The organism is Corynebacterium argentoratense DSM 44202 (assembly GCF_000590555.1).
Taxonomy (GTDB): Bacteria; Actinomycetota; Actinomycetes; order Mycobacteriales; family Mycobacteriaceae; genus Corynebacterium; species Corynebacterium argentoratense.
The window spans coordinates 522,961-547,260 of sequence record NC_022198.1; the positions used below are offsets into that span (position 1 = coordinate 522,961).

General features: G+C 60.0%; 22 protein-coding genes and 1 tRNA gene. 10 read left to right on the forward strand and 13 right to left on the reverse strand.

Annotated features, from left to right (window positions below; translation table 11 throughout):
* The first annotated feature begins 15 nt into the window (after positions 1–15).
* Genes CARG_RS10370 through CARG_RS02620 form a run of 3 tightly spaced genes read left to right on the forward strand, consistent with a single transcriptional unit; the run spans position 16 to position 1,583 of the window.
* Entirely contained in the window at positions 16–807 is a 792-nt protein-coding gene (locus CARG_RS10370; RefSeq protein ID WP_020975838.1) for a peptidoglycan recognition protein family protein, read from the forward strand.
* Positions 807–1,154, forward strand: coding sequence for a hypothetical protein (locus CARG_RS09565; protein ID WP_020975839.1), 348 nt, complete (start codon positions 807–809; stop codon positions 1,152–1,154). The genes CARG_RS10370 and CARG_RS09565 overlap by 1 nt, the downstream gene beginning before the upstream one ends.
* Positions 1,155–1,169: 15 nt before the next feature.
* On the forward strand, positions 1,170–1,583 hold the full coding sequence (locus CARG_RS02620; protein ID WP_020975840.1) for a hypothetical protein: 414 nt from the start codon (positions 1,170–1,172) through the stop codon (positions 1,581–1,583).
* A 69-nt stretch (positions 1,584–1,652) separates the two neighbouring features.
* Here the strand turns inward: CARG_RS02620 and CARG_RS02625 are convergent, their stop codons facing one another.
* The 7 genes from CARG_RS02625 to CARG_RS02655 all read right to left on the reverse strand — a co-directional run bounded on the left by CARG_RS02625 (position 1,653) and on the right by CARG_RS02655 (position 5,370).
* A complete protein-coding gene (locus CARG_RS02625) occupies positions 1,653–1,844 on the reverse strand; it encodes a helix-turn-helix domain-containing protein (protein ID WP_020975841.1) in 192 nt (63 codons plus the stop codon).
* Positions 1,844–2,116, reverse strand: coding sequence for a hypothetical protein (locus CARG_RS02630; RefSeq protein ID WP_020975842.1), 273 nt, complete (start codon positions 2,114–2,116; stop codon positions 1,844–1,846). Before CARG_RS02630 ends, CARG_RS02625 begins: the two co-directional genes overlap by 1 nt.
* Before the next feature lie 544 nt (positions 2,117–2,660).
* Positions 2,661–2,801, reverse strand: coding sequence for a hypothetical protein (locus CARG_RS10190; RefSeq protein ID WP_020975845.1), 141 nt, complete (start codon positions 2,799–2,801; stop codon positions 2,661–2,663).
* A gap of 258 nt (positions 2,802–3,059) precedes the next feature.
* Positions 3,060–3,132 (reverse strand) — tRNA-Arg (locus CARG_RS02640).
* Positions 3,133–3,205: 73 nt separating this feature from the next.
* Positions 3,206–3,808: a dihydrofolate reductase gene (locus CARG_RS02645; RefSeq protein WP_020975846.1), complete on the reverse strand. Its 603-nt coding sequence runs from the start codon at positions 3,806–3,808 to the stop codon at positions 3,206–3,208.
* On the reverse strand, positions 3,809–4,612 hold the full coding sequence (locus tag CARG_RS02650) for a thymidylate synthase (RefSeq protein WP_020975847.1): 804 nt from the start codon (positions 4,610–4,612) through the stop codon (positions 3,809–3,811).
* Positions 4,612–5,370, reverse strand: coding sequence for a 3'(2'),5'-bisphosphate nucleotidase CysQ (locus CARG_RS02655; protein ID WP_020975848.1), 759 nt, complete (start codon positions 5,368–5,370; stop codon positions 4,612–4,614). Before CARG_RS02655 ends, CARG_RS02650 begins: the two co-directional genes overlap by 1 nt.
* A gap of 35 nt (positions 5,371–5,405) precedes the next feature.
* Here CARG_RS02655 and CARG_RS02660 point away from each other — a divergent pair, with 35 nt between their 5' ends.
* Together CARG_RS02660 and CARG_RS02665 are read left to right on the forward strand one after the other, a co-directional pair.
* Entirely contained in the window at positions 5,406–10,355 is a 4,950-nt protein-coding gene (locus tag CARG_RS02660) for a DEAD/DEAH box helicase (RefSeq protein WP_020975849.1), read from the forward strand.
* A complete protein-coding gene (locus CARG_RS02665) occupies positions 10,348–11,193 on the forward strand; it encodes a DNA-formamidopyrimidine glycosylase family protein (RefSeq protein WP_041747326.1) in 846 nt (281 codons plus the stop codon). Before CARG_RS02660 ends, CARG_RS02665 begins: the two co-directional genes overlap by 8 nt.
* Here CARG_RS02665 and CARG_RS02670 read toward each other — a convergent pair.
* From CARG_RS02670 to CARG_RS02680, 3 genes are all read right to left on the reverse strand, one after another.
* The gene (locus CARG_RS02670) at positions 11,175–11,828 is read right to left on the reverse strand and encodes a hypothetical protein (protein WP_020975851.1); all 654 of its coding nucleotides are present in this window, start codon (positions 11,826–11,828) and stop codon (positions 11,175–11,177) included. The genes CARG_RS02665 and CARG_RS02670 overlap by 19 nt on opposite strands.
* Before the next feature lie 30 nt (positions 11,829–11,858).
* Positions 11,859–13,481 carry a glucose-6-phosphate isomerase gene (gene pgi / locus CARG_RS02675; RefSeq protein ID WP_041747327.1) on the reverse strand — a complete coding sequence of 541 codons (1,623 nt, stop codon included), beginning with the start codon at positions 13,479–13,481 and terminating at the stop codon, positions 11,859–11,861.
* Positions 13,482–13,552: 71 nt separating this feature from the next.
* Complete coding sequence (locus CARG_RS02680) at positions 13,553–13,861, reverse strand: chorismate mutase (RefSeq protein ID WP_020975853.1); 309 nt, start codon at positions 13,859–13,861, stop codon at positions 13,553–13,555.
* Between the two features lie 79 nt (positions 13,862–13,940).
* Between CARG_RS02680 and CARG_RS02685 the strand changes: the two genes are divergently transcribed.
* Positions 13,941–16,391 carry an ATP-dependent helicase gene (locus tag CARG_RS02685; RefSeq protein WP_020975854.1) on the forward strand — a complete coding sequence of 817 codons (2,451 nt, stop codon included), beginning with the start codon at positions 13,941–13,943 and terminating at the stop codon, positions 16,389–16,391.
* Between the two features lie 96 nt (positions 16,392–16,487).
* On the opposite strand, the gene CARG_RS02690 is transcribed toward CARG_RS02685, so the two are convergent.
* Positions 16,488–17,219 (reverse strand): M23 family metallopeptidase, encoded by a 732-nt coding sequence (locus CARG_RS02690; RefSeq protein ID WP_020975855.1) that lies wholly within the window; start codon positions 17,217–17,219, stop codon positions 16,488–16,490.
* A 411-nt stretch (positions 17,220–17,630) separates the two neighbouring features.
* Here CARG_RS02690 and CARG_RS02695 point away from each other — a divergent pair, with 411 nt between their 5' ends.
* From CARG_RS02695 to CARG_RS02710, 4 genes are all read left to right on the forward strand, one after another.
* Positions 17,631–19,382 (forward strand): cell division protein PerM, encoded by a 1,752-nt coding sequence (locus CARG_RS02695; RefSeq protein ID WP_144198496.1) that lies wholly within the window; start codon positions 17,631–17,633, stop codon positions 19,380–19,382.
* Positions 19,383–19,423: 41 nt separating this feature from the next.
* Complete coding sequence (gene purN / locus CARG_RS02700; protein ID WP_020975857.1) at positions 19,424–20,035, forward strand: phosphoribosylglycinamide formyltransferase; 612 nt, start codon at positions 19,424–19,426, stop codon at positions 20,033–20,035.
* Between the two features lie 87 nt (positions 20,036–20,122).
* Positions 20,123–21,694 (forward strand): bifunctional phosphoribosylaminoimidazolecarboxamide formyltransferase/IMP cyclohydrolase, encoded by a 1,572-nt coding sequence (gene purH / locus CARG_RS02705; protein ID WP_020975858.1) that lies wholly within the window; start codon positions 20,123–20,125, stop codon positions 21,692–21,694.
* 89 nt (positions 21,695–21,783) lie between these two features.
* On the forward strand, positions 21,784–22,632 hold the full coding sequence (locus tag CARG_RS02710; protein WP_020975859.1) for an HpcH/HpaI aldolase/citrate lyase family protein: 849 nt from the start codon (positions 21,784–21,786) through the stop codon (positions 22,630–22,632).
* Here CARG_RS02710 and CARG_RS02715 read toward each other — a convergent pair.
* Both CARG_RS02715 and CARG_RS02720 read right to left on the reverse strand, forming a co-directional pair.
* Entirely contained in the window at positions 22,607–23,284 is a 678-nt protein-coding gene (locus CARG_RS02715; RefSeq protein WP_020975860.1) for a TetR/AcrR family transcriptional regulator, read from the reverse strand. The two genes, CARG_RS02710 and CARG_RS02715, sit on opposite strands and share 26 nt — an antisense overlap.
* A complete protein-coding gene (locus CARG_RS02720) occupies positions 23,274–24,287 on the reverse strand; it encodes a hypothetical protein (RefSeq protein WP_020975861.1) in 1,014 nt (337 codons plus the stop codon). Before CARG_RS02720 ends, CARG_RS02715 begins: the two co-directional genes overlap by 11 nt.
* Between the last annotated feature and the right edge of the window lie 13 nt (positions 24,288–24,300).

A 24,300-nucleotide genomic window follows, 5' to 3' on the forward strand; every position in this document is an offset into this window, starting at 1 on the left:
AAGAAAGGGGAGGCTATGAAGCCTAATCATAATTGGCGCGGGGATCCCGTATTCCTAAAAGAATTGCTGGAATTCTGGGGCGTTCAGGTTAAGGAGCTGGACGGCTACAAAGATAGGGGGCATGGTGATTTTGGCCCCATTAAGGGGGCGGTGTGTCATCACACAGGCTCGGATAATACCGGCCCGTGGTTTATTGCACAGCACCCGTCTTTGGGGCTGTGTGCCCAGATTCACCTAGACCGGGCCGGGGTGGCAACCCTATGCGGCGTGGGGCTTGCATGGCACGCAGGGGCGGGGTCTGGCTACGGCTACCCACCTAACGGCGCTAACCAATACACCATAGGCATCGAAGCGGTTAGCAGTGGCTCTAGCCCGTGGCCTGAGGTGCAAATGAAGGCGTATGCGCGTATCTGCGCGGCCCTCTGCTGGTTCCTAGGATGGAATGTTGACCGGATCATCGGACATAAGGAATGGGCGGGCGCGGCCCAGGGAAAGTGGGATCCGTCGTTCGATATGGCGGCGTTCAGGCAGAGGGTGGCCCATGAGTTAGCTAACCCGCCTAGTGGTGCAAATACCGCCCCGGCTGTGGGGGCTATAGATAAGGAGAATACTATGGAGTTTGACAACATTAAGCGGCGTTACCGAAGCCGCGTAGCGGGTAGTACTGTGGATATGACCCCGCTAGACATGCTGCTAAATGCGGATGCTCACGCGTATCTTGCTAAGACGGATGCGGCGGCGCTGCGTAAAGAGGTGGAAGTGATGAAGGCCACCCTGGAGGCTATCGCTAAGAAGGTGGGGGCGTAATGGCTAGGAATTCTAATCTTGCGGTGGATTTTGCGGCGGGCTGGCTTAATAGTCAGCTGACGGCCCAGCCGTGGTGGAAGGAATACTCGAACACGGTGACTACGGCGGCGGGTTTTCTGGCTACTGTGGCGGCGTGGGTGGGTTCCCAGGCGTTCGCGGCTGACCCCCGTGTACAGACCGCCCTCCTAATTGTGGGGTTCCTTTTGACCGTGGTCGGCGTGAAGAACACGCCTAACGGGTGGACTCAATCACAAGCGGCCCAGTTGAATGCGGCCCGTGCTGATTTCATCGACTCTAATCACTCATGCGGCGGTGGGCAATGCTCGGAGGGTCGCTACGAGGATTAACCAGGGGGTGACGGGATGCTTTTGGCAGAAGCCTTAGACGTGGGTTCTGTGATTGTGGCACTGCTTGCAGCCCTGGCTAGTATCGTTGGCGCGCGTTATGTGTTTAGTGCAGAGCTGGCAAAGGCTAAACAGTCTAAAGACGCTGTGGCCTGGCAGCAGTACTCGGGCTACGCAGAGGCGTTAAGCCAGCGTGTAGAGTCACTGGAGGCTGAATTGAGCCGCCTAATGGCCGAGGTGCACGAGCTACGCGCCGCCCGTGTGGTCGACGATCACGTCCGCTTATATGCGGTGGCATTGTTGGAGGCGTGGCCACGTCCGCCTGGGCCGCCACCAGCGCCCGCGCCTGTCTTGGAGGCTCTGGGATTGCTTGATGATGAGACGCGCCACTCCCCTAAAAGTGGGGGCGGTGGGATTAGGGAACAGCCCTAAATGTGTGAGTAAGGCCCCGTGCCGCCCTTAACCCCTGTATGGGGCTGGGGTGGTGCGGGGCCTATTTTTTTATGCCTGGGCGCTGTTGATGATTCGATAAATGTGGTTCCGGCTTAGTCCTGTGGCTTTTGCTATGCGGGTGATGGGTATTCCGTTATCTACCGCGTTTTTAATAAGCCGGTCGCGTTCCTGGGCGGCGACGTGTTGCTGTTGTGCGATACTGGCCACCCTGGACGCGGCGTCGGTTAGCTCTTGAAGCATTACTCGAGGCCTAGGTCTTTTGCGATTAGGATGTCTGCGATTCCCAGGATTTCGTCGCGGCTGGGGATGTAGCTGTCCCAGGTGTAGGTTGCCACGCGGTCCCCTGTGGTTAGATCTTTGATGTAGACCGTGCCGTTTTGGTAGCTGACCCGGTGGGTGAATTGGCCGCGCCTGATGGCGTCGCAGGTGAAGTTTGCAGTCTTTTTGTCGGCTACGAGGTTGCGAAAGTTGACGCGGTGGAATTGGCCGGGGGTGTATTCGATGGTGTTCATTGTGGGGGTTCCTTTCTTGTTTTGTTTTTTGCTTACACCATGATTGTAACGCGGCGGTTGCATAATTGCAACCTATGGTGACAGTGTTTTATCTCACACGGTTATATGGCCTACGGCTTGTCGGCCCTCTGCTTTTTGACTATCAAGTTGATAGCGGCAGTGGATATCCCTAGCGTTTTCGCTATGCGGTACTGGGATGCTGTTTGGGCGCTTACGGCTTCACAGATGGCGCTATCGCGGGCTATGCGGACCTCGTGGGCCTGTTGCTCTAGTTGCTCTAGTTTGTTGTGCAGGTCCGTAATGGTGTTGAGTGTGGGCATTAGTTGGCGCGCCTCATTTCGTTGTAGAGGGCTATTGGGATGGCGATTAGGCCAGGTGCCCATACCCACAGGGGCGGCTGGAATAGGAAGCATAGCGCTAGTGTGGTGACTAGTTCGGGATGGCGTTTAATAAAACACATGGCGAACTCCTTAGGTGTTGGTGGTTAGTATTGATGTTAGCCCCCGCTAGGGGGCGGGGCCTTTCGGCCCCTGGCCCCTGGGGGTTATTTCTTGCGGCGTTTCTTTGGCCGCTCTGGCTGTGCTTTGCGGATTTCCTTAAGGATGGTGGCTACACCCTTTAGGAAGATCCCTAGCGCTACTAGCCACCCCTGGGGGCTGTCTAGCAGTTCTGCCAGCTCTTTCATTTTTTCCTCCTCTCTGTGGTGACACTCCTATCATAGCTAAGCGTGCTTAACTATGCAAGTTAAATTAGCTACTTTGCGAGTGTTTATAATCACACTTTCGCCACACTCTGCAAACTAAGTTTCAAAACCGCTGTGGACCACCTGTGGACCACTTACACCTATCACAAACCAACGAAAACCTACATGCATACATAGGGCATATTTGTCAAAAAAGCCCCCAACCTGCATAAACACAGGTTAGGGGACGCTATAAAAAAGTGCCCCAGAGAGGAATCGAACCTCCGACACCGGCTTTAGGAGAGCCGTGCTCTATCCACTGAGCTACTAGGGCAAACACCACACGCACACAAGGGGGCACAAGCCGCGAAGCTTCGATCCCCCTGTCGTGGGCAGCTGTTAGATTATCACGATCGTGCCCAGCGTTCGAAGCGTAAGCGCAAGGGCACTTCACTATGGGCTTCATCAACACCTATGCCGCGAAGGAACGCAGCCGTTAAACGGCCACGTGCCGACTGCCGCCAGTCGGAGGCCTCCACCAAAGAAAAATCCTGCCTCACATCCGGGGCGTGCACCAAGGATGAACAATCAGCACCCAGCGCCGACAAATCCACATCAATACTGGTCACAACGACCTCTTGGGCCTGGTCGAGAGTGCTGGAATACAGCTTGCCGCCGCCAATCACCCACAGGACAGGGCCATCCTGCTGCCCACCTGCAGCCGACTGTGCAGCGTGATCCAACGCGGCGTCAACACTGGAAAAAACCGTCGAGCCCTCCGACCATCGCCCAGACTCTCGGGAAGACAACACATAATTCGGCCGGCCAGGCAGCGGGCGGAAACGCTCCGGCAGAGACTCCCACGTGCCGCGGCCCATCACAACCGGGCAACCCAAAGTGGTGGACTTGAAATGGGCGAGGTCCTCCGGAACATGCCACGGCATCTCGCGGCCATCGCCGATCACCCCGTCGATGGACTGCGCCCAGATCGCACGCAGTTGCGGCTGCACTTAGACAGCCACCTTTCCGCGGATCACGGGGTGGGGGTCGTAGCCTTCGAAAGACATATCGTCGAAGGTGTAGGAGAACATATCAGCGGCCTTACGCAGGTTCAACTGCGGGTAGGGGCGGGCCTGCCTGCTGAGCTGCAGGCGGACTTGCTCCTGGTGATTGTCGTAAATGTGGCAATCGCCGCCCGTCCACACGAACTCGCCGACCTCGAGACCAGCCTGCTGGGCAAACATGTGGGTCAACAGAGAATAGGAGGCGATGTTGAAGGGCACACCAAGGAACATATCCGCACTGCGCTGATAGAGCTGGCAGGACAACTTACCGTCCGCGACGTACAACTGGAAAAGCAAGTGGCACGGCGGCAGCGCCATGTTGTCGAGTTCGGAGACATTCCACGCCGACACAATGTTGCGGCGCGAATCCGGATTGCTACGCAGCAACTCGAGCGCGCCCGCGATCTGGTCAATATGCTGTCCATTCGGTGTGGGCCAACTGCGCCACTGCACACCATAAACAGGGCCGAGGTCGCCGTTTGCATCTGCCCACTCGTCCCAAATGGTGATCCCATTGTCGTGCAGGAACTGGATGTTGGATTCCCCACGAAGGAACCACAGTAACTCGCCCACAACCGACTTGACGTGCACCTTCTTCGTGGTGATCAGCGGGAAGCTTTCCGAAAGGTCAAAGCGCATTTGCTGGGCAAACAAACTGGTCGTGCCGGTGCCAGTGCGGTCGTCCTTGTGGGTTCCCTCGGCGAGGATCTTCGCCAAAAGGTCTTCGTACGGGGTGTCGATCGTAGCCATTAGTAGCTGCCGTGCTCCTCGCGATATGCAGCGACCAGTTCGAGAATTTCCTCCGCCAACTCGGGGCGGCAGATCAGCAGGTCGGGAAGGTAGGTGTCCTTATTGTTGTAGTTCAGGCTGCTGCCATCGAGACGGCTGCAGTGCAGGCCAGCTGCGGTGCACACACCAACAGGGGCCGCGGAATCCCATTCGTACTGTCCACCGGCGTGGATGTAGGCGTCAGCATCCCCCAGCAACACGTGCATGGCCTTGGCGCCTGCGGAACCCATTAGGGTGGTTTCGAAGTTCATCTTGTTCGCCACGAACTTCGCGACCTCTGGCGGTTGGTTGTGGCTGATCACGATCTTGCGTGACAGGGGGCCGGACACAGCCTTGACATCGTCGGATGCGAAGACAACACCAAGGTCAGGCAGCCCCACGGCGGCAACAATAGGGGTGCCGTGTTCGACGAGTGCGATGTGTACCGCCCAGTCTTGGCGCCCTGTAGCGAATTCTTTCGTGCCATCGAGGGGGTCGATAATCCATACGCGGTCTTTGGCGAGGCGGGCGGGATTATCCGCGGCTTCTTCACTTAGCACGCCGTCGTCGGGACGGTGCTGTTCCAATACGCGGGCGATCCAGTTTTGGGAGAGCTCGTCACCGGCGTCGCCGAGGTTACGGCCACGCAGTAGGCCGACGTTGCGTACCCCTTTCAGAATCTCGCCGGTGCCCTGCGCGAGGCGGCGGGCCAGGATGGCGTCATCAAAGTGTGCAGTCATGGGTTTTAGCTTAGTTGCTCTTGTATGTTTGAGGCATGTCCGCTGATGTCGTCGATCGTTTCCCCCAGCCAGTCGCGCACTGGTTCCGTTCGTCTTTTCAGCGTCCGACCTCTGTGCAGGCTGCCGCGTGGGAGGAAATTTCCGCCGGCCGCAATGCACTGGTGGTGGCTCCTACTGGTTCGGGTAAAACGCTAGCAGCATTTTTGTGGTCGCTGGGCCAGTTGTGCCGGCCGCGTTCAGAGGGCACATCTGTGCAGGATTCTGCCCCACAGCAGGGGGTTCGAGTTGTGTATGTGTCCCCATTGAAAGCCCTGGGCGTGGATGTGGACAACAACCTTCGGGCCCCGTTGAAGGGCATTGCGCTGGCGGCGGAAAAATTGGGTGTTGACGTCGCGTCGGTTACGGTCGGCGTGCGCAGCGGCGATACTTCACAGGCGGAGAGGGCGCGGCAGGTGCGCCGGCCCCCGGACATTTTGATCACGACTCCGGAGTCGTTGTATTTGTTGCTCACTTCCAAAGGTGGGCGGATGTTGCGCACCGTCGACACGTTGATTATCGACGAGGTGCATGCCGTTGCGGGCACCAAGCGCGGGGCGCACTTGGCGCTGTCCCTAGAGCGGTTGGAGGAGCTTAAAGCAGAGGCCGGCGGATCGAGGATTCAACGCATCGGCCTGTCCGCCACCGTGCGACCGGTGGAGGAAGTGGCAGCGTTCATCGGCGGTGGGCAGCCCGTGTCCATCGTGGCACCGGAGGCGACGAAACACTTCGATCTGATGGTCAGCGTCCCGGTGGAGGACCTTGACGACATCCCTGCGGTGGATACCGGGTCGGTTATTGGAGAGGCCGTGGTTGATGATCCTTTTGGTATCAGCGACCTATCCGACACACCCGGGGTCGGTGCTGACGCATCGGGACCCGCTGCTGCCACCGTCGCGGACCCCGGGGGTTCCGTGTGGCCCTTCATCGAGCGCGACGTCTACGACAAGATCATGGGCGCCCGCTCCACCCTCGTGTTCGTCAATTCCCGCCGCACCGCAGAGCGTCTCACCAGCAAAATCAACGAACTGTACGCGCAAGAACACCAGCCGGAAGCCTTGAGCCCCCCGCTGCGCCGAGACCCCGCACAGATGATGGCGAGCAGCGCACGCGCGGGCACCGCCGCTACACTCATCGCCCGCGCCCACCACGGCAGCGTCAGCAAGGATGAAAGGGCAGAAACCGAAGCGCTGCTGAAATCCGGCGAGCTACGTGCGGTAGTCGCGACGTCATCACTAGAACTGGGCATCGACATGGGGGCCGTGGATCTGGTCATCCAAGTCGAATCCCCACCGTCGGTGGCGGCAGGGCTGCAACGCGTCGGTCGCGCCGGGCACAACGTGGGTGATACCTCCCGCGGTGTGTTCTACCCGAAGCACCGAGCTGATGTTGTGAACACTACGGTGGCGGTTGCACGCATGCTGCGCGGCCAGATTGAGCAGCTCAGCGTGCCCCGCAACGCGCTGGATGTTCTGGCGCAGCACACCGTGGCGGCAGTTGCTTTGCGGGACTGGCATGTGGACCAATGGTTCGAGGTTGTGCGGCGAGCGTACCCCTACGCCGAGTTGCCGCGCGAGGCTTTCGACGCAGTCATCGACCTGGTGTCCGGCACCTACCCCTCGACGGATTTTGCGGAACTGCGTCCCAGGGTTGTGTTCGACCGCGTGTCCGGCATGCTGGAAGGCCGCCCGGGTAGCCAACGCGTGGCGGTGACCAACGGTGGCACCATCCCGGACCGCGGCATGTTCGGGGTGTTTCTCAGCGGCACCGAATCCGACACTGGGCCTCGGCGCGTCGGTGAGCTCGATGAAGAAATGGTCTACGAATCTCGAGTCGGTGACGTGTTCACCCTCGGGGCCAGCAGTTGGAAAATCGACAATATTACCCGCGATCAAGTACTTGTCTCACCCGCCCCCGGGCACACCGGGCGCCTGCCTTTTTGGCGGGGTGACCAGGGCGGACGTCCTTTCGAGTTGGGGCAGGCGATTGGCGCGTTTCGGCGCGACGTTGCCCGGCGCGGGCAGGCCGCGATTGATGACGTCGCGTGCGTGAAGGCCGGCGGTTCGGATGCTCGTGTGGTGGATGATTACGCCCAGAACAATCTGCTGAGCTTCATTAAAGATCAGCAGGAGGCCATGGGGGTGGTGCCTGACGAGTCCACTGTTGTGGTGGAGCGTTTTCGTGATGAGGTGGGGGATTGGCGGGTCGTGGTGCATGCGCCGTTTGGTCGGCCGGTGATGGCTGCGTGGGCGGTGGCTGTGTCGGCTCGTATCGAGCAGGATACGGGTTTTGATCCTCAGGCTGTTGCGGGTGATGACGGCATTGTGTTGCGTTTGCCTGATGGTTTCGCGGAGGGCGATGGGTTCCGTTCTTTGTTCATGTTCGACCCGGATGCGGTGGTTGATATTGTGTCGGAGCATGTGGGGGATTCTGCGTTGTTTGCTTCGCGTTTTAGGGAGTGTGCGGCGAGGGCTTTGCTGCTTCCGCGGAAGAATCCTTCGCAGCGTGCACCGTTGTGGCAGCAGCGTCAGCGGGCGTCTCAGTTGTTGGATGTGGCTAAGCGTTTTCCGACGTTTCCGATCATTTTGGAGACGGTGAGGGAGTGTTTGCAGGATGTGTATGATTTGCCGTCGCTTCGTCAGGTGCATGCGGATATTGCTGCAGGGCAGGTATGCATTATCGATGTGACGACGGAGTCGCCGAGCCCTTTTGCTTCCTCTTTGTTGTTTAACTACACCGGGGCTTTTATGTACAACGGGGATTCGCCTTTGGCGGAGCGTCGTGCCGCGGCATTGTCGTTGGATCCGGTGTTGTTGGAAAAGATCCTGGGCCGCCAGCAGCTCAAAGACGTGCTGGATCCCGCGGTGATTGATCAGTGTGATCGTCGTGCGCGGCGCATGGTTGAGCCGTACCGGGTGGGCAGCGCGGAGCAGTTTGTGGACATGTTGCGCGAGTGTGGGCCGGTGCCGGTGAGCGAGGGCTATTCGGCGATGCCTGCGGATGTGGCTGTCGGGCGTTGCGACGATAGTTTCGCCGCCGATCTTGAGCAATTGCGTTCGGCGTTGGGCCCGTTGATGCCTGCACGCGTGATGCAGGTGCGCGTGGGTGGGCGCGAGGTGTTCGCGGCGTCATCGGATGCGGCGGTGCTGCGTGACGCCCTCGGAGTGCCGGTGCCTGCCGGTGTTGCGGCCAGCCCGGAGGTTGCGGAGGGGGCATTAGGGCAGTTGTTGCGGCGTTTTGCGCGCTCACGTGGTCCTTTTGTGGTTGATGACGTCGCGGAGGCGTTCGGGTTGGGCGCGTCCACTGCCGCGTCGGCACTGAGCCAGGAGGTTGCGGCGCGTTCGCTGGTGCAGGGACGTTTCAGGCAGGGGATTGGCGAGCAAGAATTTTGTGCGCCGGAGATGCTCGACCGGATTAGGCGGCGTAGTTTGGCCGCCGCGCGGGCGGAGCTGGAACCCGTCAGCGGCGATGCTTTTGCGCGGTTTTTGCTCGATTGGCATTCGCTGCGCCCGGCGGCCATCCTGGGCCCACCGAATGATGGTGCTACTCCGGCCGACCCGGGTGCCGCCCAAGCCGGTGGGGCGGTCGGCGGCATTGACGCGGTCTACGCCTGCATCGAGCAGCTCGCCGGGGTGGCCATGCCCGCTAGCGCGTGGGAAAAACTTGTGCTTGCCCAGCGCGTACCGACCTACAACCAGCAATGGTTGGACGAGCTCACCTCCAGCGGGGATGTGGTGATAGTCGGTGACGGTGCAGCAGCGGCCAATGACCCCAGGATCATGCTGCTGCCGTCTGCTGACGTATCGGCTTTGGCTGGCGAACCCTCGCCGGAACTGGGTGATGATCCTTTGGCAGACGCCCTGCTAGATGCTGTGTCCTCTGGTGGGTTTTTTAGCTTCGCCCAGATAGTCCACCACGTTCGCGCCTCGAGCGACAGTACCGCGGCTAGAACCGCCAGCGTGAAGGACATCCGCATGGCTGTGTGGCAGCTGGTCGAACGCGGCGTCATCACCCCAGATAGTTTTTCTGCGCTGCGCACCCACGTGTCCGGCCAGGGGGCGCGCAAAGCACACCGATCGCCGCGCGCCGCCGGCACTTACCGGGGCCGCCCCCGGGGCCTGGGCAGGGGCAGAGCCCGCGGCATCGGTATGGGCGTGGCCACCGGGGACACCTTCGGGGTCAGCGCCGCCGAGTTGTCCGAATACCCTGATGTGGCCGGCAGGTGGGGTCTGGGTGCGCGCGCTCCACGAGGTGCACAAGAGCTCGATCCGCAAGCCCAGGCACAGCAGGTTGTCGTCGCCGCTGACGCCTGGCTGGACCGCTACGGTGTGGTCACTCGCGGGAGTATTGTCGCCGAGGACGTCTCGGGTGGATTCGCCTTCGCATACAAAGTGCTCAAAGGTTTCGAAGATGCTGGCACCGTGATCCGCGGATACATCATCGAAAAGTTGGGTGCAGCGCAGTTTTCCACCAGTTCGGTGGTCGACCGGTTGCGCACGTACCAAGACGAACACCCCGGCAAGGTGCATGTTTTGGCCGCTACCGACCCTGCTAACCCCTATGGTGCGGCATTGCCGTGGCCGGAGTCCGTCGAGGGCCGCTGCGGCCGCCACGCAGGCGCACTAGTGGTGCTACTCGATGGCCACTTGGCTGCCTACGCCAGCCGGGGCTTAAAAAACGTGCACATCCCCCAGGAGGTCGACCCGCAGGTGGCCAGCAGTGGATTGGTCGATGAGCAGCAGGCTCGGGAGGAATCCGTACGACGTCGCGTCACCGCGTGGGTCCGCGGGTGTGCGGCACTCATCGACCGCGAACTGCTCAGCCCCTTTAGCGTTGAGAAACTGTGCGGGGAGCCCGCGTTGGCCAGCCCATTGTTGCCTGCGGTGCGTGAGGCTGGTGCGAAGATCAGTCCACGCGGCGTCAGGATTGGGGGTGCGTCCCGTGCCTGAGGGCGATAGCGTCTACCAGCTGGCCCGGCGTCTGCGTTTCGTGGAGGGCTGCGAGGTCACGCACACAAGCATCAGGGTGCCCAACTATGCTGTGGCTTCGTTTGATGGGTCGCGTTGCAGACGGGTGTGGCCATATGGAAAGCACCTGTTTATGCAGTTTGATGAGCAAATTTTGCACACGCACCTCAAGATGGAGGGCACGTGGGCGTTTCACCCTGCGGGCACGCGCTGGAAGAAACCCGGCTACACGGCGAGGGTGGTGCTGAGGCTGCGGTCGCAGGCACTGGCGGCCCGAGGTTTCGACGAGGTCGAGCTGGTGGGCCACAGCCTTGGTTTCGTGAAGGTGTATGACGCCGCGGAGCTTGAGGCACACACGGGGCATTTGGGGCCCGACGTGCTGGGCGCACAGTGGGAGCCCCAGGGGCGTGACGAAGCCGTGCGTCGGGTTCTTGCCCGTCCCGAGCGCAGCGTGGGGGCGGCATTGATGGACCAAACCAATCTCGCGGGAATCGGTAATGAATACCGGGCGGAGATTTGTTTTTTGTGCGGTGTGCATCCGGAAACGACCGTGGCCGCCGTGGGGGAGGCTGGTGTCGACAAGCTGGTGGATACTAGCCGGGCACTGATGTGGGCGAACAAAGACTCCCCGCTGCGGGTGACCACAGGGGTGCGCCGCCCGGGAGAAAACGGCTACGTTTTTGGCCGCTACTCTAAACCCTGTAGGCGGTGCGGGGCGCTCATAGAAAAGTCCACCCTGGGTGGGGATGATCCCCTGGCCCCAGGTGAACTTGAGCGCATTATTTGGTGGTGCCCACGCTGTCAGCCATTGCTGGGCTGAGGTGCCGGTTCGCCCTCTGCCGGTGCAGGCTCGCCCTCGGGCTGTTGCCCTTCGGGGAGCAGTTCGCCTTCAGGTGTGAGCGTGCGATCCCACTGTGACGGGGGAAGTCCGTAGAGGGCCGGATCCCCAGTGCTTTCCATCAGAACCCAGGGGTCGCTGTCGCTGCTGCGCTCGATCGGCAGGTCTTTGTCAGCGGGCAGGTTGTATTCCATCGGGTGCGGGCACAGGTTGAAGGTCGCTGTGGGGACTTCCACAACCCCGATCGCCTTGCCTTCAGCGTCGATACCGACCAGGAACTGTTGCTTGTTGTCAGCACCGTCCTTCGCAACCATTTTGAGCTTGCCGGCATCAATACCCGCAGCGCTGGCGGCTTCTTCACGGGGGGTACCACGGCAAATGATGTGGTATTCGGCGACGTCATCACCGAAGTACTCGGCTGCACTCATGTTTTCCACGCCAGTGCCAGCGTACTTGCCGCTATCGATCTGTTCGGCGAGTGCGCGTTCGGCGTCCTTATCGGTGCCGCTGCCGCATGCGCTGAGCGCCAGCGTAGACAGTGCCACGGTAGCGATAGTTACTGCGCGAGTTACTGCGCGGGTCGCTCGGCGCGCACAGGGGTTGGTGCTGAAAGTCATCTATACGTTCCTTTTTTAGTCGGTGCGGGGCTACTTCTTCGAGCGGTACCAAGTGATCAAGTTGTCAGTGGAGCTATCGCCGGAATCCGCAGCAACCTCACCGGTCACCGCAGGCAGAAGGTCGCCGGCCTGCTTCTTACCGAGCTCCACGCCCCACTGGTCGAAGGAGTTGATGTCCCACAGCACACCTTGAACAAACACAATGTGCTCGTACAAAGCGATCAGTGCACCGAGCACCGCAGGGGTGAGCTCCTTGGCGAGGATCGTCGTCGACGGGCGGTTACCGGGCATAACCTTGTGCTCGACCAGTTCCGCAGGGACACCCTCTGCTGCGATTTCTTCGCTGTTCTTACCGAATGCCAGCACCTTTGTTTGGGCGAACAGGTTGCTCATCAGCAGGTCATGCATGCTGCCTGTACCGTCGGCGGTGGGCAGATCCTGGCGGGGGCGGGCAAAGCCGATGAAGTCTGCGGGAACCATGCGGGTGCCCTGGTGCATCAGCTGGTAGAAAGCGTGCTGGCCGTTGGTGCCGGGCTCGCCCCAGTAGATCTCGCCGGTGTTGTAGTCCACACGGCTGCCGTCGTGGCGCACGGACTTTCCGTTTGATTCCATCGTCAGCTGCTGCAGGTAGGCAGGGAAACGGCCAAGATCTTGAGAGTAGGGGAGTACCGCATGGGTGTCGGCTCCGAAGAAGTTGCCATACCAGGTGCCCAACAGTGCCATCAGAACCGGAACGTTGCTACCAAAAGGTGCAGTGCGGAAGTGCACGTCCATGGCGTTGAAGCCCTCGAGGAAGCGCATGAAGTCCATGGGGCCGATGACAGCCATGAGGGACAAGCCGATGGCAGAATCCACGCTGTAGCGTCCGCCAACCCAGTCCCAGAAACCAAACATGTTGGCGGTGTCGATGCCGAACTCCGCCACCTTGTCCGCATTGGTCGACACAGCCACGAAGTGCTTAGCCACCGCGGCGTCATCACCGAAAGCATCAATGATCCACCGCTTCGCAGCATGGGCATTGGCCAGGGTTTCCTGCGTGGTGAAGGTCTTGGAAGCGACGATGAACAGGGTGGATGCGGGATCCAAGCCGTCCAAGGTAGCCACCATGTCGGCGGGATCGACGTTGGAGACAAAACGAGCCGAAATGCCGGCAGTGGCTTCAGAACGTAGCGCCTGTACAGCCATCGCAGGGCCCAAATCAGAGCCGCCGATACCAATGTTGACGATCGTCTTGATCGTGTGGCCGGTGTAGCCCAACCACTCACCCGAACGCAGGGCATGCGCGAAATCCCGCATGCGGCCCAGGACCTCATGTACGTCGGCTGCCACATCTTGGCCGTCGACCGTCAGTTCTTGGTCCACCGGAAGACGCAACGCTGTGTGCAACACCGCGCGATCCTCGGTGTTGTTGATGTGCACGCCCTCGAACATCTTCTCGCGTGATTCGGCCAGATTGCAGGCCTCCGCCAAAGCAATGAGCTTGTCGATGGTGTCTTGATCGACGAGGTTCTTCGACAAATCAACATGGAGTCCCGCGGCGTCAAAAGTCATCCGCGATGCGCGCTCGGGGTCGGCTGCGAACAGTTCCCGCAGAGTGGTGTTGCTGATGCGTGCATAAGCATCTTCAAGGGCCTTCCACTGGGGAAGGTTGATGACTGTGTTGTCGCCATCGGTGGTGGAGTTAGACACTGAGGTCTCCTAACAAAAGTGGTTAAAGATGGGGTTTAGCCGAGTTTGCCGCGGCCCATGCGCAGCAAAATTGCGGCAAGGCCGGGGCCTTCCTCGCCGATTTCTTCACGGAATTGGTTGATGATCTGGACCTCGCGGGTGTGCACCAGTTTGGTGCCTCCAGAGCCCATGCGGGTGCGGCCGATGGCTTGGGACACTGTTTGGCGACGTTTGACCGCGGCAATAATTTCTTTATCCAAGCGGTCGATTTCTGCCCGATACTGCTTAATTTCGGCGTCCGATAGGGGATCATCAGTGCCGGTGGGCATCCGGGGAGTAAACGAGTTGTCCGCGTCGAGGCTCATGTGTCTCATTGTGCCACTTTTTGCGCGCCATGAGTATTGTGCAGCACGCTGCCCAGGTGCTGTTAGATTGAAGAGCATTATGACTACTTCTCAAAACTCCCGCGCCGAAGCACTCCTGGATGGGCTCAACCCCCAACAGCATGACGCCGTGTTGCATACAGGCAGTCCGTTGTTGATTGTTGCGGGCGCGGGGTCGGGAAAGACAGCGGTGTTGACCCGCAGGATTGCCTACCTCATGCGGGCTCGGGGTGTGCAGCCTTATGAAATTTTGGCCATCACCTTTACAAACAAGGCTGCTGCTGAGATGCGGGAGCGTGTCACAGAACTGGTGGGGCCTGTTGCCCAGCAGATGTGGGTGTCGACTTTCCACTCCACGTGCGTGCGGATTTTGCGACAGCAAGCGCACCTGGTTGAAGGGCTTAACAGTAACTTCACCATTTATGATTCGGATGATTCCAAGCGTCTGGTCACCCAGATACTTAAAGAGATGGACGTAGACATTAAAAAGGTCACGCCCCGGTCGATCTTGGGGGTCATCTCTAATTGGAAAAATGAGTTGGTTTCTGCCCAGCAGGCCGCCGCGGAGGAGGGGGCTCAGGCGCAGGCGTATGGTGCGCGCAGTGGTTCCGGCCAGAGCTTGGCCGCTGAGGTTTATGAGGTATACCAGCGGAGGTTGAGGCAGGCCAACGCAGTCGATTTTGATGATCTTATTGCTTTGGTTGTGTCTGTTTTTATCAATCACCCCCAGGTGGCTGAAACCTATAGGCGGCGTTTCCGCCATGTGCTGATTGATGAGTATCAGGACACTAACCATGCGCAGTATCGTTTGGTGGCTGAATTGGTTGGCAAGCCGGGCGGAGCGGTTCCCCCGAGCGAGCTGTGTGTGGTCGGTGATGCGGATCAGTCGATTTATGCGTTCCGTGGTGCCACGATTCGTAATATTGAGGAATTCGAGCGGGATTATCCCCAGGCACGGACGATTGTGTTGGAGCAGAATTACCGTTCGACGCAGCGGATTTTGACTGCGGCCAACGCTGTGATCGCCCAGAATCAGGGTCGGCGGGAAAAGAGGCTGTGGACGTCGCACGGTGATGGGGAACCGATCATTGGTTATGTGGCTGACAATGAGCACGACGAGGCCCGTTTTATCGCGCAGGAAATCGACGAATTGGCCGATCAGGGCTATTCCTTTAGTGACATTGCGGTGATGTATCGCACCAATAATTCTTCGCGCGCTATTGAAGATATGTTGATGCGCAACGGGATTAATTACCGTGTGGTCGGCGGCACGCGTTTTTATGAGCGCAAAGAGATCCGTGACGTCGTTGCGTATTTGAGGGTTGTTGATAATCCCCAGGATGCGGTGTCTTTGCGTCGGGTGATTAATACCCCGCGCCGTGGCATTGGGGATAAGGCCTTGGGCTTGATCGATACGCATGCGCGCTTGCGGGGGATTGGTTTTTGGCAGGCGCTGCAGGACGCCGCGCGGGGTGATGTCGATGGTTTGAGTTCGCGCGGTCGCAACGCTGTTGCTGGTTTTGTGGCGGTCATTGAGCAGTTGCAGGCGGCGGCCGTCAATGCGGTCAGTGAGCAGACGGGTTTGCCGGATGTGGGCGCGATCGTGGGCAATGTCCTCGAATTCACCGGCTATAAGTCCAGTTTGGAGGGCAGTAACGACCCTCAGGATGGAACGCGCTTGGACAACCTTCATGAGTTGGTGGCGATTGCTCGCGAGTTTTCTTCAGAGGCGGCGATGCAGCAGACCTATGAGGATTTTGCTGATGACGCCGCGTTGGCTCAGCAGGCGGGTCAGGCTGCGGCTGAAGGGTTGGCGGAGCCGGGTAGTTTGCAGGCTTTTCTGGAGCGTGTGTCGCTGGTGGCTGACGCTGATCAGATTCCGGATGAGGACGAGGGCGTGGTGACGCTGATGACGTTACATACGGCGAAGGGTTTGGAGTTTCCTGTTGTGTTTGTTGTGGGGTGGGAAGATGGGCAGTTCCCTCACATGCGTGCGTTGGGGGATCCAGAAGAGTTGGCGGAGGAACGCCGCTTGGCGTACGTCGGAATTACTCGTGCCCGGGAGCGTTTGTATGTGACGCGGGCAAGTATGCGTAGTGCGTGGGGTAACGCAACGCAGAATCCTCCGTCGCGTTTTTTGGGTGAGATCCCCAGTGAGGTGCTGTCGTGGCGTAGGGAGGAACCCGAGTGGATGAGCTATGGTTCTGGCTTTGGCGGCGGCTCTGGCTACGGCGGTTCTGGCTATGGTCGGGGCGGCGGTTTCGGCAACAGTGGTTTTGGTGCCAGCCGGGGTTCTGGCTTCTCCTCGAAGCCACCGCTGCCGAAGGCTGCCGAAAAGCGCCCTCAGCTGCATCTTGTGGTGGGCGACAAGGTCAATCACGAAAAGTATGGTTTGGGCACCGTCAAAGAGCTGTCGAGCATGGGCGGGTTCGATATGGCTGTGATTGATTTCGGAAGCAGCGGGACGGTGAAGATGATGCTCAATGGCACCGCCCCGATGGAGAAGCTATAGAAAACTCCCCACAATCTGGTTTCTGATTTCTCAGTCCGGATTATGGGGAGCAGTTCAGGTGTTGCCGGCGGGAGGTTGCTTTTTCTTTATGCGGTTTTAGATGGTGATGCCGCGCTCTGCGAGCCACGGGATCGGGTCGACAGCTGCGCCGCCACCCGGGTGTGCTTCGAAGTGGAGGTGGACACCGGTGGAGAAACCGCGGGAGCCCATGCCTGCGATCTTCTGGCCGGCGGTAACGTGCTGGCCGACTGTGACGTCGATGGTTTCCATGTGGCCGTAGACGGTGATGGTGCCGTCTTCGTGGCGCAGGCGCACCCACTGGCCATAGCCGGAGGCGGGGCCGGCGTCGATAACTTCACCGTCGAGTGCAGCAACGATGGGGGTGCCCAGGCTGTTGGCGATGTCGATACCGGAGTGGAAGCTGCCCCAGCGGGGGCCGAAGGGGGAGGTGAGTACACCTTCAGCGGGCTTAGCGGCCTGGGGTGCACGGGCTGCAAGGTCAGCGGCTACACGCTCTGCGTTGTACTGAATGGCTTTGTTGAGCTGGTCGCTCAGGTTGGCCATGGGCTTGAAGTCTGCGATCGCGAGGATCTGCGGAGCGCCGTTGATGGGTTCGGAGGAAGAGGTGGTGAGTGCGATGTCCTGTGCTTCGCGCACTTCCTGCTGGGGCGCGGAAGCGTGGGCGGCTGCGGCACCTGCTGCGCCGGCGGTGGACACTGCGCCAGTTGCTACGGCGACGAGGGCGACACGGCCTTTGGTGGTTGCGGAGGAGTGGTGCTTACGGTGCGCACCGGCGGTCTTCCGCACAGACGTGGTATTCGCCTTCATCTGTATGTGGCTCTCTTCCTTGAACGCTCGTGAGTACCTGCCCCGAGTGTGGAGTAGTGGTACAGCTCGGTCGTTGTGACCGTCTTGTTATCTAACAGTGTCCAACGATAACGGTTTGTTACAAAGCGTTCAACAAAATGCGCGACTTTTTCGGCGCGCGCGCAAAATTGTTACTGATGTGACGCAAGTGTTTTGGTGGTCGTGTTCACTTGCAATGGTCGGGGCGCTCGGAACATGGCTTCCTATCTGCGCTTTAAGGTTCTTCTTAGGCTTCTATCTCGCTTTTTGTCCCTCGCGTTACAGGAAACGGCACCCATTGAGATGCTCATCACCATTTTGGGGGTAGTGGCCTTTTTCGGTACCCCGGCACGCCTCGGCCTGTGCTGCGGTCACGCGTGGCATGGTGGTCTCGTGAACTCTAAGCAACCTTCGCGCGGTGGACATATTGACCGGGGCGGACAGCCTGCATCGGCTGGTGCTGAGCGCCCCGCACGCTCCCAGCGTCCCCCTCGGACGGCTCCGGGGCAACGGCGTCCGCGTTCCTCGAGCCCTCGAGCGTCGCGAAATAGTGGTGTGTCGAAGGTGCGTCGCGGCGTGGGCTTGTCTGTTGTTTCTGCCCAGAAGGCGGCGTTGATTGACAGGTCGACGTGGAAGGGCAAGTTTAAGGCGTTCCTTCCCACCCTGGTGTTGCCCCACGTGACGATTATTGCCGTGGCGATTATCGGCGCTATTTCGGTGTTGCTGGCCACGGGGTCGAGCTTTGTGGCTTTGCCGGCCACCATTGCCCAGCTGTGGTTGTTGGCGCATGCCGCCCCTGTTGCATCGTCGTCCACCGTGTTGTCTGTGGTTCCGGTTGTTCCTGCTTTCTTGGTTGCGCGTGCGATGGCCCGGTGGATTCGGGTGCTGATTAAAGACCGCGTGAGTATCTCTGACCTCGTGCTGTTGCAGGCTTTGACGGTTGTCTTCCCACTTGCCTTGACGGGTGTTGCGTGCGGAATGTTGTATGACGCCGCGTCGGTTCTGCCCGTCGCTGTTCCTCCTGTTGGCACGGCGATGCTGCGGGCTGTGGTTGTTCACGAGTTTGGGTTGATTGCTGCTATGGGGGTTCGTTTGTGGCGGCTGCTTGTGGTGCGCTGGAAGATGAGCCCTGTGGTGGTTGATGCGGCGCTCTATGCTCGTGACTTCTTGCTGCGTCTGGGCGCTGTGGGTGTTCTCGCCGTGCTTGTTTCTTTGATTGTCCATGGATCGACCACGGTGTCGATGGCGGGCATGTTTGGAGATGAGGTCCATGGCGGTGGCCCTGTGGCGATCGTGGCGATGATCGCCTTAAGCCTTCTCTATCTTCTTAATGCTGCTGTGTGGTCGGCTGCGGTGCTGTCTGGTTCTGAGATGCATGTGGGCGATGGGGTGGTGTCGGTGTTTGGTGTGGCACCGAGTCCGTTGCCACCTCTTCCGTTGTTTGCTGCCATGCCTGTGCAGGCGTGGGTGGTGGCGCCAGTGTTGCTGCTTGCTCCGGTTGCTGTGTCTTCGGCGATGGCCTATCGCCGTGTTGCCCACAGTGAGCGCGCTCTGAGCGAGTTTGCGTTTGCTGGCTTATTTGCGGCGTTGGGATGCGCTGTTGCTGTTTTCATGTCCTCGGGTGATGCTGGCGCATTCGGCTTTGTGGGGTCGACCTTCTGGTTGACTGTTGCTTTGGTGGCGCTGTGGTGTTCCGTCCCGGGTATATTGATTGCCTTGATTCACGGCTTCATGGCAGTGAAAGCCCCCTTGTCTAAGAGGGACATCGAGCCGGCAGACGATGAAGTTGCAGAGACCGATGTGGAGGACACCGATGCAGCCGAGCTAGAAGAGATAGATGTAGAGGAATCGGAAACGGAAGAAGAGGCCGAGTCTGAGGCCCCAGAAGGAGCTGAACCGGCAGATCCGGAAAGCGCAGAGAATCTGGAAGCTGCAGAAACGACTGAAGAAGAAGCAGAAGCGGAAGATCCGGAGGACGCAGAAACGACTGAAGAAGAAGCAGAAGCGGAAGATCCGGAGGACGCAGAAGCAGTTGAAGATGCTGAAGCAGAGGACATAGAGGCAGAAGAACTCGACGCAAAAGAAATTGACGCGGAAGAACTCGATGTGGAAGACGGAGAGTCGGAGCAACCCGGTAGGGGGTAGGTTCGGGGGTTATAGCTCGTGCATGTAGCTACACTATTCGCGTGACCAACAACCCTGAACCACTGCGCGTAGCGGTGTTAGCATCCGGTAGTGGTTCACTTCTGCAAGCGATTCTCAACGCCCAGGACAACTCCTATGTTGTCGTGGGCGTTTTTGCTGATAAGCCTTGTGAAGCGATTGACCGCGCGCGCCGCCACACGCCGCGGCCGCCCATAGTGCAGGTTGTTGATTTTTCCGATTTTGGCCAGGCCCGCCGACCACAGTGGAATAACCTGCTGGCCGACAGCGTCGCGGCGTCATCACCGGATGTGGTTGTTTCTGCAGGTTTCATGCGGATTTTGGGGGAGGAATTCTTGGATCGCTTCGGGGGACGGACGATCAACACCCACCCGGCGCTGCTGCCGAAGTTTCCGGGAGCTCACGCGGTCCGAGACGCCCTAGCCGCGGGCGCGAAGGTGACGGGGACGACCGTCCACTACGTCGATGCAGGTGTAGACACCGGTCCAGTGATCGAACAGCGCGAAGTACCCGTTCATCCGGGGGATGATGAGTCCACGCTTCACGAGCGCATCAAGACTGTGGAACGCGAAATGATTGTCGACGTGCTGCGGGACTTCCGCTCATTGGGCACACGCGCCCGACCGGGCGGCTAACCCCCACAGCGGCCCGTTGTTGGCCCGCCGCACTTTCACCCCTTATGTACTCGGTATCCCAAAACGCATCTTGAAGAAGGTTTCATCGTGACTCAGACTGCACGCAAGCAGATTACCCGCGCGCTCATCAGCGTGTATGACAAGACTGGCCTGGTAGAGCTAGCCTCCGCACTGGCTGACAATAACGTGGAGATCGTCTCTACTGGCTCCACCGCGAAAACCATCGCCGAGGCAGGCATCAGCGTCACCCCGGTGGAGGACGTCACCGGCTTTCCCGAGTGCTTGGAAGGCCGCGTGAAGACGCTGCACCCCCGCGTCCACGCAGGTATTCTCGCCGACACCCGCAAAGCTGATCACCTGGCACAGCTGGAGGAGCTCGACGTGGCTGCCTTCCAGCTTGTTGTCGTGAACCTGTATCCCTTCACGGAGACCGTTTCCTCTGGTGCGGATTTCGATGCCTGCGTCGAGCAGATCGACATCGGAGGCCCGTCGATGGTGCGCGCTGCCGCCAAGAATCATCCGTCGGTTGCCGTTGTGGTGGATCCTGCGCGCTACGGTGATGTTGCGCGTGCTGTCGCGGAAGGTGGCTTCAGCCTGCAGCAGCGCACCGAGCTGGCTGCGCAGGCTTTCCAGCACACTGCAGCTTATGACGTCGCGGTTGCTACCTGGATGTCGGAGCAGCTTGGCGCCCAGCAAGGGGAGGATTCGGGCGCTTACCCGCAGTGGATGGGTCGTACCTTCGAGCGCGCGCATGTGTTGCGTTACGGCGAAAATCCCCACCAGTCCGCTGCGTTGTACACGGCGGCGGGGGAGCGTGGTTTGGCGCAGGCAACCCAGTTGCATGGCAAAGAGATGAGCTACAACAACTACACGGATTCTGACGCCGCGTGGCGCGCCGCGTGGGATCATGAGCGCCCGTGTGTTGCCGTGATCAAGCATGCGAACCCCTGTGGCATCGCGGTGGCTGATGATATTGCTGCGGCTCACCGCGCGGCCCATGCGTGCGACCCGGTGAGTGCTTTCGGTGGGGTGATCGCCGCCAACCGTGAGGTTAGCGTCGAGATGGCCAAGCAGGTGGCGGAGATTTTCACCGAGGTGATCATCGCCCCCAGCTACGAGGATGGTGCTGTGGAGGTTCTGCAGGCGAAGAAGAACATTCGTATTTTGGTTTCTGAGGCGCCTAATGGTGCTGTGCCGGAGTTGCGCCAGATCTCTGGCGGCATGTTGGTGCAGGAACGCGACCGTGTTGACGCCGCGGGGGATGATGCTTCGACGTGGACTCTTGCTGCTGGTCAAGCTGCTGATCCGGAGTTGCTGAGCGAGTTGGAGTTCGCGTGGCGGGCGGTTCGCGCAGTGAAGTCGAACGCTATTTTGTTGGCTCGCGAAGGTGCGACGGTGGGCGTCGGCATGGGGCAGGTCAACCGCGTGGATTCGGCGCGGCTTGCGGTCTCCCGTGCGGGCGAGGAGCGTGCGCGTGGTTCTGTGGCCGCCTCCGATGCTTTCTTCCCCTTCGCTGATGGTTTCGAGGTCCTGGCTGAGGCCGGTGTGAAGGCGGTTGTGCAGCCTGGTGGTTCCATCCGTGATGAGGAAGTTATTGCAGCAGCGCAAAAGGCTGGGGTAACGATGTACTTCACGGGGACGCGCCACTTCGCCCATTAGTTGTTGTTTCAAACAAAGAGCGGGCTTTCACTAATTTTTTAACGGTGAAACCCCGCGGGCGCTGGCGGGAAGCGTGCATACTTGGAACCATGGTGATTAACGATTCCTACATCTGCGGACCGGCTGTGCTGTTTGCGCCCGCCAATCGACCGGAAATTTTTCCCAAGGCCGCGGCAGCCGCAGACATGGTCATTCTCGACTTAGAGGATGGTGCTGGCGAAGCCCCCAAACAACAATGCCGACGCAACATCATTGACTCCACGCTTGACCCCGCCCGAACCATCGTCAGAGTCACCGGCCCCGACCATCCGGATTTTATTGATGACGTCGCGTGCGCCAAGACCTCACCTTACGACCTGATCATGGTGCCCAAGGTTCGCGCGAGTCTGCCGGAGGAAGTCCAAGGCTTGAAGGTGATCGCAATGGTGGAGACCCCGCAGGCAGTGGTGGGCATTGATCGCTTGGCATCTGATCCGTCCGTGGTGGGCATGTTTTGGGGAGCCGAAGACCTCACGATGGAACTGGGTGGGACGCACTCGCGCTTCCTCGTAGACGAGGGCGCACCCTCTGGCCGGCCGGGGCCCTACCGTGACACCATGCGTTTAGCTCGGGCAACCATGCATTTGCACGCATCTGCATGGGGCAAATTCACCATTGATGCCGTGCATGCAGACTTTAATGACGAGGCGGGGATGTTTGCCGAAGCGGTCGATGCCGCCCGCAGTGGCTTTGCCGCCAGCGCGTGCATTCACCCGCGACAGGTGGCCACTGTCCGCAAGGCTTACCAGCCGGATCCAGGGCAGCTCGAATGGGCGCGCCGTGTGGTGGACGAGGCCGCGTCGTTCCCCGGAGCCTTCAAACTCGACGGGCAGATGATTGACGCGCCGCTGATCGCCCAAGCTAGAAGGATTCTCAATCGTGGGGGTCGAGCAAACTAGCGCACCTGTCGGCGCGGTCGGCCGGAAGGTCCGCGCCGACAACGCGCAACGCGGCGTCAGCAAGCATGATTGCTAATTCAGGCAACGCGGTGCCGCCACTGGGGTCGAAGGGTGCTTTGCCATCGTTGGGGCGCATGTCTGTCACGGATAATGCGATGTGGAAGGGCAGGTCGTTGAGTGCGGATTCGAGCGGCGCGCCTGTGATGTCCGCTGAGAACTGGCGGAATGTTGCCTGCAGGTCGGCACGCTGCGCATGGAATTCGGCGAAATCCTCGGAGGCGGCAACCGGCAACTGATACAGCTTGCCGATGTTCCACCGTTGCGACAGCAACAGCCGAGTTTCCGCCGCGACTAGCGACCACAGGCGCAGCTCCGGGGTGAGATCCCCGATGGTGCTGAACCGCTCCGCTAGCTCCACCGCCGGATTGACGGTCGAATTGAGCAGGGTGAGGAAGATTTCCGTCTTTGAAGGGAAGTAGTAGTACAAGGAGGCTTGACGGATCCCCACCGCATCGGCGATTTGGTGGGTGGAGGTTGTTGCGAAACCCTGGGTGGTGAACAGCTCTGCTGCGGCATCCAGGATTTCCTCGCGGGCGGTGCCACCGCGACGGCGCGGGCTGTTTTTGCGCGGGCGTCCAACGTTACCGGCCATGGGGTGCCTCCTCGCTTCGGGTGACGACAGACGCGATCACTTCGGAAATCATGCGGGCTGATGCCCCATAGGCGCTGCGATGAATGTGGGACAAGTCGTCGATGAAGTCAGCGTGGCTACGGTTTTTCCACTGCTCCAGGTCGATTTTTATGCCGGTGCGCCAGGCATCAAGAACGTATTCGGATTCGTCGACCGACAGGGCAGGGCTGTGCAATCGGTCGGGGGTGTATCCGGAGGCGGTTGCTGCCCGCACTGCCGCCCACCGCGCCAAGGCTACGCATGGATTAATGACGTCGCGTCGTACGTCGGCAGTTGCGTCTTTATCTGGCATCCCGCCAACAAAAGTGACCGCCCGGGGGCGTGCTGCTGATGCGTCGGCCAGGAGCAAATGTTCCAGCGCGGGGTCGATGGGCTGGTTGGTGGGGGAGTCTGCGTAGAGGGCGCGTTGCGACCCATTGCCTGCGTGGTTGGCGTCAGCCAGGCTGGGGCGGGTGACAAACGACACCGTCTGGCTGCGGCCATGGTGCGCCCCGTCGGCGTTAATGCTGCGGGCCAGGGAGTGGATTTCTTGCAGATAACCTTCGATACGCGCTAGTCGATCTGTTGCAGGGATTGAAGCGAGGCCCGGATCATGGGCCGTCAGAGCTGCGGGATCCTGCTCTAGTGCTTGGGTACGGAGCGTCGACGGGTGGGGTGTATTGGTGGGGAGGACGAGCACTATGGGGCTTGTTGGTAGCCCCTCCCCACGGGAAAAATCCCCACCTAGTTCTACAGCGCTGGGCAGGACGGCACGACCATTGATGCGTGGTAGGGCGGTGGCGGGGGAGTGAAACACGTTGCGGACCACGTCGCAGTACCAGCTCATCAGTAGTGTTGGGTCGCCGGAGTGGTCGAGGGCATTACGGAGCAGATGGTGTGCTTCGCTGAGGATGCCCCGCGCATGGGAGTGCGTGCGGCAGGCGGTGGCCTCGCGCGAGAGTTCGACTAGCGATTCATGAAGCACGCGTGCACTGATC